Here is a 14,378-nt window from a genome sequence, read left to right on the forward strand (position 1 = left end):
AGCGTATTCCCGCTGCCTGACCACCTTTCGCTGTGGTACAGTTCGTCATCATTTGTCAAAGTAATCTCGCCGGTGTACCAGTCATTTGTAGAGCCTGCCGTGACATATCCCCACGCGTTGCCGCCGCCGTACGCCTGATCTGCAAGCCAGATATTGCCCTGCCCGTCCGTGTAATTATCATTGGACGCGCAGTCAATGAAAAGGTCATCAATCCGTGTGGGTGTGATTGAAGCTGTAAACGTGGCTGTGGGTGTGTCTGTAATTGTATAGGTGTTTGTATAAGTGTAAGTTGCCGTATTTGTTGCCGTGTCTGTATATGTATTGGTAAAAGTCTTTGTCCACAACGGGTCGGGCGTGTCAGTTTCTGTTGCCGTATAAGTAAATGTGGCTGTGGGCGTTTGTGTCGCGGTAGAAGTTTGCGTTGAAGTGGGCAGCTGAGAAACAAGCACAACTTCAATCGCGGTTATGTTGGCGTTGTCAACCGAAGCTGAAAAAGTAATATTTAGAACTCCGTCAGATACCTGAACAGCGTTAAAAACCTTGTCCAAAGCCGTGCTTGCGCCTGCTTCCGCAAAAATATCAAAATCATCAAGTACGCGCGTGCCTTCTATGAATACGTCAAAAACCCTTGCGCCAACCGAATAAGCGCCGGAATAAGTTTCCGCAAATTTCAAGGTTATATCATAAGTGCCGTAAGGGATATTATTAAACGTGTACGCCGACATTCCCCATCTTTCGGTCTGATAAAGCGTTCCCTGTCCTGCAGGCGCGCCCGCAACCGCGCCGGAAGGCCCGGCGGCTGTGCCCGCGGTGTAGCCGTAATCCGCCGCCCAGATGTTTGCGCCGTCATTATGTTCCGGCCCGCCGCAGTTTACCCTGATATCGGCAAATGTGGGCGTTACTGTGGCTGTATGGGTATAAGTACTTGTGTTGGTTGCCGTTGCTGTATTGGTAAATGTATATGTGGGATACGCGGGGTCCCAGGTATTGGTATTTGTGGCAGTGGGCGAAGGCGTATAAGTGGGCGCGGGATGAACTGAATCATACGCGTGTTTAACCGCCCATACCGCAGTTGCCCTCATATAATAAAACGCCCTTGGTATTGTAAGGTTAACGCGGAACGCTTCCGGCGTCCTGAACCAGTACTGCCCGGTATTCCAGATTGTATTTAACAGCGACTGTCCTATATCATCAGCCTGCGCTTCCATTCCCTGATGCACCATTCCCGCGGCAACGCCCCAGGACGTGCCCACCCAGCACTCTTCGGTCTGGCTTGAAGTTGTGTCTATGGTGCCGTTCGAGTTCATTACATTAATAACACCGTGAGAGCCGTTCCCGAATTTGGCAAAATTATTATCGTATATTTTCTGAAAAGAAGAAACCGCATTGGCGTCTGACACTATTCCCGGAAGCCCAAGCGCTTTGTTATACCACTGCCCGCACAGCTGGTCTGACATTATCCTGGTTGGATCATGGCTGTCAGTATCAATCCTGTAATATTGCCCCGTCCACAGCTGTGATTCAAAATTGGGCTGGGCAAAATCAAACCTGTCCTGATACGTCTGCGCAAGCGCGGTTTCGCCTTTTGCCAGCGCCATCTCTTTTGCCGCAAGCAAGGACGCAAGATACAGCCCGCCGCAATATGAAGTGTCGCCTGTTAAATCCATGTCATCATAAGTCTGGTCTATTCCGTTGGAATCCGGAAGCCCGTCACCGTCCGCGTCCTGCGTGGCGGTTTTTTCCATGGCTATTTTGCACGGCTGCCAGCAGTAATCAAGAAAAGCCGAATCTGTCCTGCCTGTTAAGTGCCAGTCGCGGTAAACCATAAGCACAAGTTTTGAATTTAAGTCTTTCCAGTTTGTAGAATCGCGGTAAACGTAAGCGTTCCAGCGTGTAAAGACATCACCCCTTGCTCCAAAGTCGTGCGCGGTTGTCCCTAATCCCGCGGGCCTGTCAGAGCGATTGTTGTAAACAGAATCAGCGAACTGCCTGATGCACTGCTTGTCAATTTCCGGCCAGTTCATAAACAAAGCCCAAGAACCGTAAAACCTTACGTCTGACGTGCCGTAAAAATCGTAGATATATGATTCCAGATGCGAAAACATATTTTCCGAAGCATTATCCGCCTGCCCTGACGCACCGCCCGCTTCCCAATATGTGCCTGCCGTGAAATAAATATACATTTCATTTAAGATCATTGATTTAAGCCATTCGGGATAATTGGGGTTGTCGGTTATCCTGTGAATCCATTCATCAAGCTTCTGTTCCCAAACAGCCCTGTCCGCAAGCGCTTCGCGCGCTATCGCCCACGAATTTGTGCCAAGGCGGTTAAAGTGCTGTGTGTATTTTCTGTACCACTTGGCGTTGTACTGCGACTGGGTTATTGGAATGTCCCACGATAATATTATTGGAATCCTTACTGTCTGCCCGGGCGCAAGCGTGACTTTAAATGCAACAGCGCCTATTGTATTGGTTCCGACAGTATTTGAGAGCGCGCCGTCCGTTGAAAAATCAGTTTCAAGCGCCGCCCTGTTTGCCGCGGACATTCTTGTGACAGTAACATCTACCGATGATAAAGACGCAAGGCAAAATTCACCCTGAGTTTCAAGCGTTGGAGTGCCTGTGCCTGCTTTGTTTAAAACAAGGCCGGTGTAATTTCCGTCCGTTACAAGCGAAGCCGAAGAACCATATGGATTTTCCCACGTCAACATTATTGCCGCGTCATAATTCTGTGTTGTGGGGTTTGTAAGTTCCCATTCGTAAACGCCCACGGGATAGCTTACGCGCTGATAATCTTCGGGGATTAGCGGAGAGTATTGCGTGACTTTTGCCTTTACGCTAAACCTGCTTCCGGAATAGTTAACCCACGCAAAAGGAAAAAGCGAATTATAAACCGCCTGCCCTGTGCCCAGATTGGCGGAATCAAGGCGCTGTACCGTGGCTGCGCCGGACGCGGGTTTCTGATACATAAAAAATTTGCAGTTGGTATTGGCCGCGGTAAAAGTTCCCGCTTCATCGCCCGCGCCAATATCAAGGCGTGAAAGATAAAAGTCCCCGTTATTTTTCCATGTAATTGTCCCGGCGCCAAAGCCGCCTATAGGCGCGCCGTCAGTATAGCCGGAAGCGCCAACATCACGCGACCAAGCCTGGGTTGGTATTATAGAAGAAGCACGCAGGCCGGTAATAAAAACAAGCAAAACCATCACTGTAAAAAGCGTTCTGCGCAGCAAAGTTTTCTCCCGAAAATATTAATAAAGGCGTATTGTTTAACCGTTTAAACAATATACAAAATAAGGGCGAATGTGTCAAATGGTTTAAAGGCGGCGGCTATGAAGTTAGGCAGCTAGGCAGTTAGGCAGTTAGGCAGCTAGGCAGTTAGGCAGTTAGGCAGTTAGGCAGTTAGGCAGCTAAGCAGCTAGGAAGCTAGGAAGCTAGGAAGCTAGGAAGCTAGGAAAAACATGAGGGACGGTTTAAGGCGCGAGGGACGGAGGGACAGATGCACGGAGGGACGGTTTAAGGCGCGAGGGACGGAGGGACAGATGCACGGAGGGACGGAAGTAAAAACTGAAGGTCGGATGGTCGGATGATCAGAGGGTCGGTTTGTTTTATCATTGGTAGCCGCGTCCCTTTAGGGCGCGTGGTTTAGATTTCAAAAATACAACTGTCCCGCCTGCTTTCACTCTCAAGCTCGCTTCATTGCCGGGATTTCCTCTTCGCAGGCTCGCTACAACCGCACCCTGAAGGGTGCGCCTACCAGAGATTAAATTCCCAAAAAAGAGCCGGACAGCGCGGGAGCGCTGTCCCTACAAGGTCAAAGAACGAATCAATTACCGCGGGCTGAAGACCCGCGTCACTAATGCAGAAATGCCAACATTTCAATACAATAATAAATAATAATAAACCGTTAAAACCACCCATTACTTATCGTAAAAAAACACCCATTCATCGTAACTTTTTGCGTCTTCAAATGATTTTAACTCTTCAGGAAAACCTTTTTGCTTCATAGGTTTCTTTTTTGATTTTGACGCAACACCCGCAATCCTGCCTCCGGAGTCCAGCAGCAATCCCCACTCCCCATTATTAACAGGCTCTTTATACAGACGCCTTATGTGTTTTTTATCCGGGTATCTTGGATCCATTAAAAGGTCTTCAAGGTTATATGGAAGCTCTTTTCTGCCTTTTCCGGCATCATAGAAACTTTTTAACGCTTTTTTATATTCCATGCCCCTGAAAATAAGTTCTTTTTCTTTTTGTATTGCCGCGTCCCTGCTGAATATAACCGCTTCCATGGCCGACGCCGCAAGGCATACAGAAGCTGCAATTAAAAGCACCATTATATAGGCGTAACCGCCTTTTTTAGTCAGCATTACTGAAACTGTCAATATCAGCGTTTTCTTTCTCCCCGCCTTCTATTCCATCGGCACCGGTTGATATTACTTCATAACTTCCCATTCTGCCCGGAACCCTGTATATGTAATCATTTCCCCATGGGTCTTTTGGCACTCCCTTTTTAATATACGGCCCGTTCCATTTATTAAGCGATGCCGGTTTTACTACAAGCGCGTTTAAACCTTCGTTAGCGGCCGGAAACCTGCCGTTATCCACGTAAAAAGTATCCAGCGCCGAAGAAAAATTTTCTATCTGCGCTTTTGCCACATCACGCTTTGCCGGCGCCAGCCTTTTAAAGACAGACGGTCCCACAAGCGATGCCAGCATGGCAACAATACCAAGTACCACAAGAAGTTCAATTAAGGTAAAACCTTTCTGTTTCCTTAACATGTATATTTCTCCTTTACCAGTCGGAATAATTTTCGCCGTCAGATGACGCGCCTTCGGCACCGCTTTTAACGTCCGACACGCCGTAGTTTCCGTCTTCCGCGTAATCCTTTATAAGAACCCATGAATCAGTTTTTTCCGTAAACGGGTCTTTTGGAATCTTTTTAATGTATTTAACCGTGACAAGTTCGCTTAAATCTTCCGGATACCTGCCGTTATCAGAAAAAAATTCATCTATCGCTTTTCTTAATACAAAAAGGTCCTGTTTTAACGCGGCCTCTTTTCCCCTGACAAGCGATGATACCGTTGACGGGACAACAAGCCCCGCAAGAAGCGCTATAATGGCAAGCACTATCAGCAGTTCTATAAGTGTAAAGCCGCTGTTTTTTTTACCAAGACGCATAATCTGACCCGTCTATGGCTTTTCTGTCTGTTTTTGCAAATACATCATATACATCCTCTCCGCTCCATGACCAGGAATCCCACGAATCCGCGTATGACCTTAACCCCCACTGTTCATGGGCGGGGATATCCTGCCGTTCAAATGGATTTGCCGGTATACGTCTTAAGTATTTTAATTTTTTTTCCACCGCATCCCCTGTTGATACGCCTTCAACAAGTACCAGCAGGTTTTTTGGATAGCCGAACTCACTTGCGCAGTCACACATTTTGCTTATTTTACCTTCTTTATAATCTTTATAAAAACCGTCTATTGCAGTCCTGATAACACGAAGCGAAGCCGTAAGTTCCGCCTCTTTTGCCCGCTTTAAGGACATCTGGGCGTAAGGCACAGCCACCGCCATTAATACCGAAAGTATTCCCAGCGCCACAAGTATTTCTATAAGCGTGAATCCCCTTTTTTTATTTAACAACAAGCCTGGATGCCGACCTTTGGACATTTATCTCTTTCCCGTTTATGTCCGTTATTTTACTTTCAAGAAAAACAAGATACGATACGCCGTTAATTTCGCCCTTAAGTTTCAACGTTAAAAGTTCTGCCCTGCCTTCATATTTTTTTTCAGGGTCAGGCTTTACAGTTATCTCCGCAACCCCATTTGCCGCTGTATTGCCTTTTACTGTTATTTCCATACCGCCTGTTTTTTCCGCCGACACAAACGACAGCAGCTCCGGATCAAAAGCCGCTTTTATTGTCATCTCTTTTATATCCTTTAAATTGGCTGCTGTTATTTTAACCGCGGCTTCCTGCCCTTTTTGTACAACATACTGCGGCTCTTCAAATGCCAGCAAAATACCGTCCGCTGATATTAAATTTTCTTTTTCCGCGGGAGTGGTGTCAGCCCGTGCTTCTACCACGGATATGACAGGCAGTGTATTTACCATAGCGTCAATATTAACCGTCTGTATATCGGAACTTACCTCAGCGGATACGGGGGCCGAACCGGCTGCAATTGACGCGGTTTTAACTGCCGCCGCGCTGTCTGTGCCGGAAAAATACCTTGGCTTGCTTGTAATATTATTTTCCGTACCCGAATATATTTCCCTGTATTCTTTTGGCAGGACTTCCCAACCGCGCACAACACGGGGGGTTATTGTTAAAAGTACATCTGTCCTTGCGCCGTAATCATCGGTTGATGTGGTAAATAAAGAACCTATAAGCGGAATGTCGCCAAGACCCGGTATCTTTAATTTATTGCTTCTTTCTTCATCCCTTATAAGCCCGCCCAGTATGGCTGTCTCGCCGTCCCTTAAAAGCATTACAGTATCCGCGTCCCTTGTGCCAATGGAGTATGCGGGATCGGTCGCTGTGCCTATGTTTGAACCCAAAGTGCTTACTTCCAGCCTTAACTGTACGTTTACCGTGTTATCAAAATTAATTTTAGGCGTAACTTCAAGCATCACGCCGATGTCTTTATATTCGTATGAATACCTTACCTGGCCTGTGGCGTCCTGAACAATGGACGACCTTAACGGAACCCTGTCGCCAATGTGTATCTTTGCTTTTTTTCCGTCAATGACCCTTACACGCGGATTGGCAAGCATCTTTGCGTCCACATCCTGTTTGAAAAAATTCAGGGTAAAAGAAGGCAGCGTTAAAGTCCCCTGTTTTAAAAGCGAAAGAAAAGTAGTACCTATGACATCTCCCGCATTGCCGGCGCTTGGAAGCGCAAGTTTAATCTGGCTGCCGTAATTCAAGCCAAGCTGTTCGGCCTTTGTGCGGTTAACTTCCATGATTTCCACGTCAAAAACAACTTCGGCCTGTTTTCTGTCATTTGCGCCTATTATTTTATCGCACAGCTTTAAAATATCTTCAGTATCCCTTATTGTAAGCGTATTCAGGGTTTCATTAACCGTCACGCGTTTTAAATTAAGGGAATTTTTTAGGATATTGGACATTTCAGAAGCTTTAATTGAATTAAGCTGGAAATTTTTAATAAGAAGGTCTTCGTACTGGTCCCTTTTTGCCCTTGTATCCTGCGCTACAAGTATTGTGGAACTGCCTATTTTTTTATAAAAAAGCGAACCCGTTGACATTATAAGGTTAAGCGCCTGTTCAAACGTAACCTCATCCGCGTTTACGCTTATCTGCGCGTTTTTTGCGGCGTCATCAAACACGGTGTTTATCCCGTAGGCCGACGATAAAAAATCAAAAACAGTTTTAATATCTGTATTAGAAAATTTCAGCGTTATCCTTTTATCAGAAGTGAAAAGCGAATCAACGGATTTTGCCGTGGATGAATTTATCTTTTCCATCAGCGCTAAAGCTTCTTTATCCTCCGGCATTAAAAGCACGGCGCGTTCAAGGTGCTTTTTCGCGTCCTGTTCCCTTCCCGCTTCTATCATTGCCTTTGCGTCATTTATGCTGTCACGCGCCTCTTTTTCCGCCGCGCATTCCGCCAAAAGTGCCTTAACCTTATCATTTTCAGGCATTACAGAAAGCCCCTTTTGAAGCAGCGCGATTGCCTGTTCCGTATCGCCGGAATTTTTTTTAACAAGGGACGCCGTATAAAAATGTTCCGCCGCCTCAAATTCAGCGCGTTTTAAACTTGTCCTTAATTCCTGGTCTTCGGGGTTGCTTTTTGCTGCTTTCCTATATTCAAAAACCATTGACATCCATTCATCATCCTGTTCAAATGACGCGGCCCGTGACAGCTGCCTTGGCGCGCAGCCTGCAATCATGACCATGAATAATAAGTTAATTACAAATAAAATCGCTAATAATCCGTTTTTTTTCAAAATTTCACCTTCCGTCTTTTGAATAAATTTTTATATCACCGGTCTCTTTATCTTTTACCTGCGCGCCGGCATCTGTAACGCTGATAAGCGTGTATCCGCCTGCCAGAAAATCATCGCCTTCATATACGGCGCCGCTGAATCCAGCGCCTGATAAAAAAGCGCATTTCTTTCCGTTATTAACCGCGGAACCGCTGAATTTCAAAGACGGCCAGTCCTTCTTTTTAACAGGAACCTGCACCGCACCCGGCCTGCTTATTGCAGAAGGCCTTGCCGTACGCGGCGCGTTAAAAAGGTTTCTTGCAGGGTTTTTGTATGCGTCAGCCGCCGGTATGGTAAAACTTACGCTTTGTTTTTTTAACATCACGTCATCTGTGCCGGCTTTTTTTCCAAAAAAAGAAACAGACCATTTTATACCATTAGCCGCCAATAGCAGGGCAAAAATCCCTATCAGGATTTTATTTTTTCTGTTCATTTAGACACCGCCGCGTATCTGTGAATTATTGAAAGTTTCATCATTGCCTTTACCAGCCCCTGCCCCGCGGAATCTTCTTCTATCCTTATGCTTTCTATTACCGCAAGCTGTTTCATAGTTTCTATGGAGTGTATAAACTTTCTTAAATCACCGTACTGCCCGTTTAAGGTAATATTAAAATCACTTTTTATCGCGCCTTTCACCGGATGGTTTCCCTGATTTTCTATAGAAAGCCTTAAACCGGCTTTCGCGCTTAACTTATTTATCTCTGATTCCAGGTATCCTGATTCAGGCGCTGCGACAAGCCTTTTTTCTATTTGTTCAGCCGCCAAAGACGCCTGTTTCATACTTTCATTGGCTTCATTTCCCATTTTTATATTCTGTATCTCTTTATTTAAACCGCCTATGGCATCCATAACTTTTGTATAATCTGATTTTACAGGCAGCCAGTGAATAAAAAATACCGGCAGTACAGCAAGAATTATTAATAAAACAAAAGATAAAACCACCCTTACGCCGCCGTGCCTGAACGCATTTTGTACCTTTGTTAAAATCACACTTTTTGCCATTATTTAATTACCTCTGCCGCGGTGATATTAAAATATGTTGACCGGCTTCCGTCCGTGCCTTTTTTCTGTTCCTGTTTTTCCATCTCTATCCCGGTAAAAATACCCGTTTTACTTAAAGCATTTAAAAACGCCGGTATCAGTTCAGGATTGGAAGAAACCGCCTTTATTGAAACCGCCCCCGTCTGCCTGTCGCAGTTAAAATCCTTCAGGCTGACGCCGGCAGGAGATGCTTTTTCCACCTTATATAACATCTCTGTCACGCTTATTGTTTTTTTCAATCCCATCACGTTAATCGCATTTACCCTTTTTTGGGTATTCAAGGCAAATTCAGGATCAATTACAGCCTTTTTAACCCGCGCTTCTTTAGCTTTTTCCCGAGTATTTTCCAGCCTTTTATTTACCCCGGGCATGCTTTTTTTCATAAAAGAAGCATCAAAAATCATAAATAGAAGGGTGAATATTAAAACGCAGGCAATAAATACAGCCGCGGATAACGTTATGTTTTTTACTGTTTTAGACCCTGTTATTAAATTTGTTGTTTTCATTTTATCTCACCATACGCGCACAGCAGGCTTATTGGAACCTGCGCTGTGCCCGCTTTTTGTACTGCCGTTTCAGTTTCAAATACCTGCGCTGCGGCGTTAAAGCGCTCCGCGGCCTCTTTAAGAAGCATCTGCGAATTGCCTGTACCGTCAAGGATAAATAATTTTTCCATTTTTATATTTTCAAAAGACGCACTGTAAGCCCTTAACATACTTTCAACCTTTGAAAGCCTGCCGGTATTTTCTGTACCGGACAAAACATACAAAAATTCCCCTTTGGAATCAAACAGCGCGAATGTGTAAAACGCCTGTTCATTCAGGAATATGGCGCAGTTATTCAGTGTATGTTTTTTTAACACCGCTTCTGCCGCATAGCATATGCATGGCGCAATTCTTGCGGCGCACAGCCCGTGCTTTGCAAAGCTTTCTTCAATTGCCGCACCATACCCCGCGTTTGGCAGCGTAATGGTTTTATTGCCAAAAATATCAAACCTGAAAATATTATCAGGTAATAAAACATTAATCTCTGTGTAACGTTTTTCAGACGCAACACGCGCAAGCTGCGCCGCAAAATCTTCTGTAATCTCAAATACGGCGCTGTCACCGTTTTCGTAAATAATTCCCGAACTGTCATTTCCGGTGTAAACCGCGGCTTTAAATTTTCTTTTAATAAAGTTCATAGTTTAATCCGCAAACGTGACGCGGCTTACCTCCTTTAAAGAAGTTTCCCCGTTTAAAGCTTTTTTTAAAGCCGCCTGCCTAAGCGTAATCATTCCCTCTTCAACCGCCGCTTTTGAAAGTTCATGCGACGTTGACTGTGCCGCTATCATCATACGCAATTTCGGCGTCATTTCCATATATTCGCACACGGCGCTTCTGCCTAAATACCCCGTGTTGCCGCATTTTTCGCACCCTTCGCCTTCATACCATGTGATGTTATTATACTTTCTATCTTCCAGCCCAAAACCTTTCATTTCTTCAGCAGTATAATGTACCTTTTTTTTACAGTGTGTGCAGATATTTCTTAACAGCCTCTGCGCCACAACACAGTTAAGCGCGGTGACAAAGCTGTTGACGTTTATCCCCATGTGCGCGAACCTGCCCGTGACATCGCACGCGTTATTCGCGTGAACCGTGGTAAATACAAGATGGCCGGTTAACGCGGACTGCACGGCAATGGATGCAGTTTCCGGGTCCCTTATTTCGCCCACAACAATCTTATCAGGGTCGTGCCTTAAAATTGACCTTAAACCCGCGGCAAACGTAAGTTTTTTTCTTTCATTTACCGGTATCTGGACAATGCCTTTAATCCTGTATTCCACAGGGTCTTCTATTGTTATTATTTTTTCCTCGCCGGAATTTAATTCAGACACCGCCGAATATAACGTTGTTGTCTTTCCGCTGCCCGTAGGGCCGGTTACAAGAATCATCCCGTAAGGTTCATGAATGCTTTTTCTTAGGCGGGCAAGCACCAATGGTTCAAAACCTATACTTTCAAGGGTCATTGTTTTCATAAGGGTTTCAAAAGCGGCTTTATCAAGTATGCGGATTACCACATCTTCGCCATATGCGGCGGGAAGTATGGACACGCGGAAATCCGTGTCCCTGCCGTTCATATTAAGGGTAAACTGTCCGTCCTGCGGCTGCCTGCTTTCCGCTATGTCAAGTTTAGCCATAACCTTAATTCTGGTAATAAACGCCGAGTGATGAGCCGTGTCAAGATTTTCCGTGGCATCGCACAATATGCCGTCTATGCGGTACTTAATCCTTACCCCGCCTTCGTACACTTCAAAATGAATATCGCTGGCGCGCTTTTTCATGGCGACAAGCAGGATTGTGTTTATTAACTTTTCAATTGAACCTTCCTGTACCGCAACCCCGCTTATTGTTATGGTCTTTTCTTTTATATTTTTTTCTTTTGCTTCTTCTTTTTTGTATCCCGTGGATACATCATTTAATAACCTTAAAGCTGTTCCGCTTTTTTCCAGCGCCGCTTTAATATTATCTTCAGAAGCAATTAAAAATTCTGTTTCCATTCCGTATTTTAGGGTTATTTCATTTATCACGGTAAAATTTAAAGGGTCAGAAATAACAACCGCCATTACGCCGTTTTTAATACCGTAAGGCACAAAACCCAGCCGGTAAATGTCATTTACGCTGCATTTTTCAAGCAGCTCCGGCGCCATGGTAAAATTTTCCAGATTTGTATATTTAATTTCAAACTGCTCCGCTAAAGCCTGTGCAACCTGTTCCACATTAACAAGTCCCTTACTTACAAGCCATTGCCCAAGCCGTCCTTTAGCGGTTAATATTTCCTTCTCTATTACATCCTGTTTTATGAAACCAAGCCCGCTTAAAATTTCGCCTATGCGTTTTCTTTTAAAAATACCCATTATTTTATAACCTCTGTTATTTTAAACACAGGAAGATACATAGCAATAATAACAGCGCCGACTACCAGCCCGGTTACCATTATAAGCACCGGTTCCAGCAATGCCATAAGCATTCCGGTCCTGTTTTCCGCCTGCTTTTCATAATACAGTGATATTTCTTCCATCATTTTTGGAAGCTCACCGGATGCCTCACCCGCTTCAAGCAGCTTTACAGCAGTATCAGGAAATATCTTTTCTTGCCTGGCAGCAGAGGAAAAAGTTAAACCCGAATTAATGCGCCCGGCTATTGCTTTTATCTTTGATTTGTAGAAAAAATTATCCGTGCTTTTTTCTGTGACAGCCAGCGCGTCTGAAATATGCATGCCCCCTGACAAAAGCGCGTGCATGGTACCGGCAATGCGAGATACAAAAAGCGGCGCGTTTACAGACTTCACATAAGGCAAAACCACAGCCAGTTTATCAATTTTTACCCTGATATTTTCCCTGCTGTAGAGAATTTTATAAATTACAATTAATAAAACTGCAATTACTGCAATAGAAGGAATTATTATCTTAAGGTTGTCAGTGATATACATCAGCACACGCGTCAGATAAGGAAGCTGCGTATTAAAATCCGCATATAAAGCGGTAAATCGCGGCATAACAAATATAAACAAAAGGCTTAATATCCCTGCCATGGCTACAAGTAAAAAAACAGGATAAACAAGCGCCTGATGAACCTTTTTACTGATACTTTCAGAGCGTTCAAGATAAGCCCTGTATTTTGTAAGGGGTTCGTGAAGGTTACCTGATGATTCGCCAGTAATTACGGCAGATACCATGAAAGAATCAAAGGATTTTGGATGTTTATAAAGGGCGTCAGAAAATGAACACCCGGACATGACATCTTTTAAAACCAAATATATAGCCTTTGACAAAGGCTTATTGGAAGGCCTGTCCGCGCACTGATTTAAAGCGTCAGGAACAGTAAGCCCCGCCCGTAACAACGCCGTAAACTCTGTTAAAAACTGTATAAAATCACCGGTATTGCCCTTCATTACCCCGTACCCTCCAAAATAACAAAAATATTCCAAATCTAATATTTTAAGATTTTATCACAGAAACGAGACTTTTATAAACAAAAATAAAAAATAATCATAAAAAGAATTTTATCCGCCTTACAATGAATAACTGATATCAAAACCATAAAAAAATTAAGAAAAAAATATAAAGGAAATAATTGAAATGCGTGCATTTCAATATTTGGCACGTTTTTACATTACCAACAGTACGCTTAATATGTTATTTAAGGCCCAATAACATTCTAATATCCAAATACCTTTACGGAATCCGAGCCTCTGTCAACAACATGAACCTTTCCTAAAGGGTCAGAAACAAGGCCTATAGGATCATTGAGCCCTGACTGTAAAACCTTTCCCATTAATACTCCGTCAGGAGTGTACTTCATTATCATATTCATATTAGTATCAGTTACTATTACATTGCCCTGATGGTCTATTTCAATATCAACAGGCGCTTTTATGCTTAAAGGGTCATTGTAGATACGTTCAATTATAAATAAACAGCTTCCATCCGGAGCGAATTTATATATACTATGCCCGTCATAATCAGCAACATAAACATTTCCTGAATTATCAACAGCAATACCTGCCGCGCCGTCTATTTCACCGCACGAAGTTCCCGAACCATCCCAGGAAGCTAAAAGCTGACCCGTGGAAGATATTTTATGAACGCCGTTATTATCGGTAAAATAAATATTTCCCGCAGTATCAACGGCAACATCTTCAATATCTCTAATATCGGATCCGCCGTTTAAATCCGGCCCAAACTCAGCTATAATTGAATTATTGGCGGTATTAAACTTAATAATTTCATCTTCGGACCTGTTGGCAATATACAAAATACCGTTTCCGTCACCGCAAATACCAAGAAGGCTGTCATAAGTTTTTACCGTCAAATTTGCAACATATTGGCCGGAAGCATCAAACTTAGTCAAATACCCGCGATATCTGTCAGTCACATAATAATTACCGGAACCATCAAAGCTAACATCATAAGGGTCGCGTAATATGTACTTCTCATATTCCTGAAGATAAAAAGGAACCAAAGGCGTCGGTGTTATAGTAGGCGTGTATGTCTGTGTAAACGTAGCTGTATTTGTAGGCGTGTTGGTGACTGTGAAAGTGTTCGTGTAGGTATTAGTAAATGTCCTTGTAAATGTATTTGTGGGTGTAAATGTCCTGGTGAATGTATTGGTAAACGTATAAGTGTTTGAAAATGTATAGGTTGGAGTGTTTGTAGGTGTATTTGTGGGCGTATTTGTAGGCGTAAGGGTTTCTGAACCGGTATAGCGGTAAATTTCTATAGCGTTTACAAAAGGCCCGCTTAAATACGTTTTCCCTTTAATGTTTAGAGTGCCATCTTGCACATC

At 43.9% G+C, this 14,378-nt stretch carries 13 protein-coding genes; all 13 read right to left on the bottom strand.

Annotated elements, in window-relative coordinates:
• A partial coding sequence (locus JXR81_11530) for a hypothetical protein (GenBank protein MBN2755473.1) occupies nucleotides 1-3,230 on the bottom strand: 3,230 nt, incomplete at its 3' end.
• 687 nt (nucleotides 3,231-3,917) lie between these two features.
• Nucleotides 3,918-4,367 carry a type II secretion system protein gene (locus JXR81_11535; protein ID MBN2755474.1) on the bottom strand — a complete coding sequence of 150 codons (450 nt, stop codon included), beginning with the start codon at nucleotides 4,365-4,367 and terminating at the stop codon, nucleotides 3,918-3,920.
• Nucleotides 4,357-4,779 (bottom strand): type II secretion system major pseudopilin GspG, encoded by a 423-nt coding sequence (gene gspG / locus JXR81_11540; protein ID MBN2755475.1) that lies wholly within the window; start codon nucleotides 4,777-4,779, stop codon nucleotides 4,357-4,359. The genes JXR81_11535 and gspG overlap by 11 nt, the downstream gene beginning before the upstream one ends.
• Nucleotides 4,780-4,792: 13 nt before the next feature.
• On the bottom strand, nucleotides 4,793-5,179 hold the full coding sequence (locus JXR81_11545; GenBank protein ID MBN2755476.1) for a prepilin-type N-terminal cleavage/methylation domain-containing protein: 387 nt from the start codon (nucleotides 5,177-5,179) through the stop codon (nucleotides 4,793-4,795).
• Nucleotides 5,166-5,675 carry a type II secretion system protein gene (locus JXR81_11550; protein ID MBN2755477.1) on the bottom strand — a complete coding sequence of 170 codons (510 nt, stop codon included), beginning with the start codon at nucleotides 5,673-5,675 and terminating at the stop codon, nucleotides 5,166-5,168. Before JXR81_11550 ends, JXR81_11545 begins: the two co-directional genes overlap by 14 nt.
• Nucleotides 5,638-7,971: a hypothetical protein gene (locus tag JXR81_11555; protein MBN2755478.1), complete on the bottom strand. Its 2,334-nt coding sequence runs from the start codon at nucleotides 7,969-7,971 to the stop codon at nucleotides 5,638-5,640. Before JXR81_11555 ends, JXR81_11550 begins: the two co-directional genes overlap by 38 nt.
• A gap of 4 nt (nucleotides 7,972-7,975) precedes the next feature.
• Nucleotides 7,976-8,443: a hypothetical protein gene (locus JXR81_11560; protein MBN2755479.1), complete on the bottom strand. Its 468-nt coding sequence runs from the start codon at nucleotides 8,441-8,443 to the stop codon at nucleotides 7,976-7,978.
• Nucleotides 8,440-9,012, bottom strand: a complete 573-nt coding sequence (gene pilO, locus JXR81_11565) for a type 4a pilus biogenesis protein PilO (GenBank protein MBN2755480.1) — start codon at nucleotides 9,010-9,012, stop codon at nucleotides 8,440-8,442. Before pilO ends, JXR81_11560 begins: the two co-directional genes overlap by 4 nt.
• Nucleotides 9,012-9,557 (bottom strand): PilN domain-containing protein, encoded by a 546-nt coding sequence (locus tag JXR81_11570; GenBank protein ID MBN2755481.1) that lies wholly within the window; start codon nucleotides 9,555-9,557, stop codon nucleotides 9,012-9,014. The genes pilO and JXR81_11570 overlap by 1 nt, the downstream gene beginning before the upstream one ends.
• Nucleotides 9,554-10,234, bottom strand: a complete 681-nt coding sequence (locus tag JXR81_11575) for a hypothetical protein (protein MBN2755482.1) — start codon at nucleotides 10,232-10,234, stop codon at nucleotides 9,554-9,556. Before JXR81_11575 ends, JXR81_11570 begins: the two co-directional genes overlap by 4 nt.
• Before the next feature lie 3 nt (nucleotides 10,235-10,237).
• The gene (locus JXR81_11580) at nucleotides 10,238-11,947 is read right to left on the bottom strand and encodes a type II/IV secretion system protein (GenBank protein MBN2755483.1); all 1,710 of its coding nucleotides are present in this window, start codon (nucleotides 11,945-11,947) and stop codon (nucleotides 10,238-10,240) included.
• Nucleotides 11,947-12,984 carry a type II secretion system F family protein gene (locus JXR81_11585; protein ID MBN2755484.1) on the bottom strand — a complete coding sequence of 346 codons (1,038 nt, stop codon included), beginning with the start codon at nucleotides 12,982-12,984 and terminating at the stop codon, nucleotides 11,947-11,949. Before JXR81_11585 ends, JXR81_11580 begins: the two co-directional genes overlap by 1 nt.
• Before the next feature lie 266 nt (nucleotides 12,985-13,250).
• On the bottom strand, nucleotides 13,251-14,378 hold a 1,128-nt coding region (locus JXR81_11590), incomplete at its 5' end, for an NHL repeat-containing protein (protein MBN2755485.1).

Source organism: Candidatus Goldiibacteriota bacterium (genome assembly GCA_016937715.1).
In the GTDB taxonomy this organism is placed as follows: Bacteria; Oederibacteriota; PGYV01; order PGYV01; family PGYV01; genus PGYV01.

What these genes read in the sequence shown, in the direction of transcription:
- JXR81_11535 (MBN2755474.1), bottom strand. Translation starts at nt 4,367, where the DNA reads ATGCTGACTAAAAAAGGCGGTTACGCCTATATAATGGTGCTTTTAATT.
- gspG (MBN2755475.1), bottom strand. Translation starts at nt 4,779, where the DNA reads ATGTTAAGGAAACAGAAAGGTTTTACCTTAATTGAACTTCTTGTGGTA.
- JXR81_11545 (MBN2755476.1), bottom strand. Translation starts at nt 5,179, where the DNA reads ATGCGTCTTGGTAAAAAAAACAGCGGCTTTACACTTATAGAACTGCTG.
- JXR81_11550 (MBN2755477.1), bottom strand. Translation starts at nt 5,675, where the DNA reads ATGTCCAAAGGTCGGCATCCAGGCTTGTTGTTAAATAAAAAAAGGGGA.
- JXR81_11560 (MBN2755479.1), bottom strand. Translation starts at nt 8,443, where the DNA reads ATGAACAGAAAAAATAAAATCCTGATAGGGATTTTTGCCCTGCTATTG.
- pilO (MBN2755480.1), bottom strand. Translation starts at nt 9,012, where the DNA reads ATGGCAAAAAGTGTGATTTTAACAAAGGTACAAAATGCGTTCAGGCAC.
- JXR81_11570 (MBN2755481.1), bottom strand. Translation starts at nt 9,557, where the DNA reads ATGAAAACAACAAATTTAATAACAGGGTCTAAAACAGTAAAAAACATA.
- JXR81_11575 (MBN2755482.1), bottom strand. Translation starts at nt 10,234, where the DNA reads ATGAACTTTATTAAAAGAAAATTTAAAGCCGCGGTTTACACCGGAAAT.
- JXR81_11580 (MBN2755483.1), bottom strand. Translation starts at nt 11,947, where the DNA reads ATGGGTATTTTTAAAAGAAAACGCATAGGCGAAATTTTAAGCGGGCTT.
- JXR81_11585 (MBN2755484.1), bottom strand. Translation starts at nt 12,984, where the DNA reads ATGAAGGGCAATACCGGTGATTTTATACAGTTTTTAACAGAGTTTACG.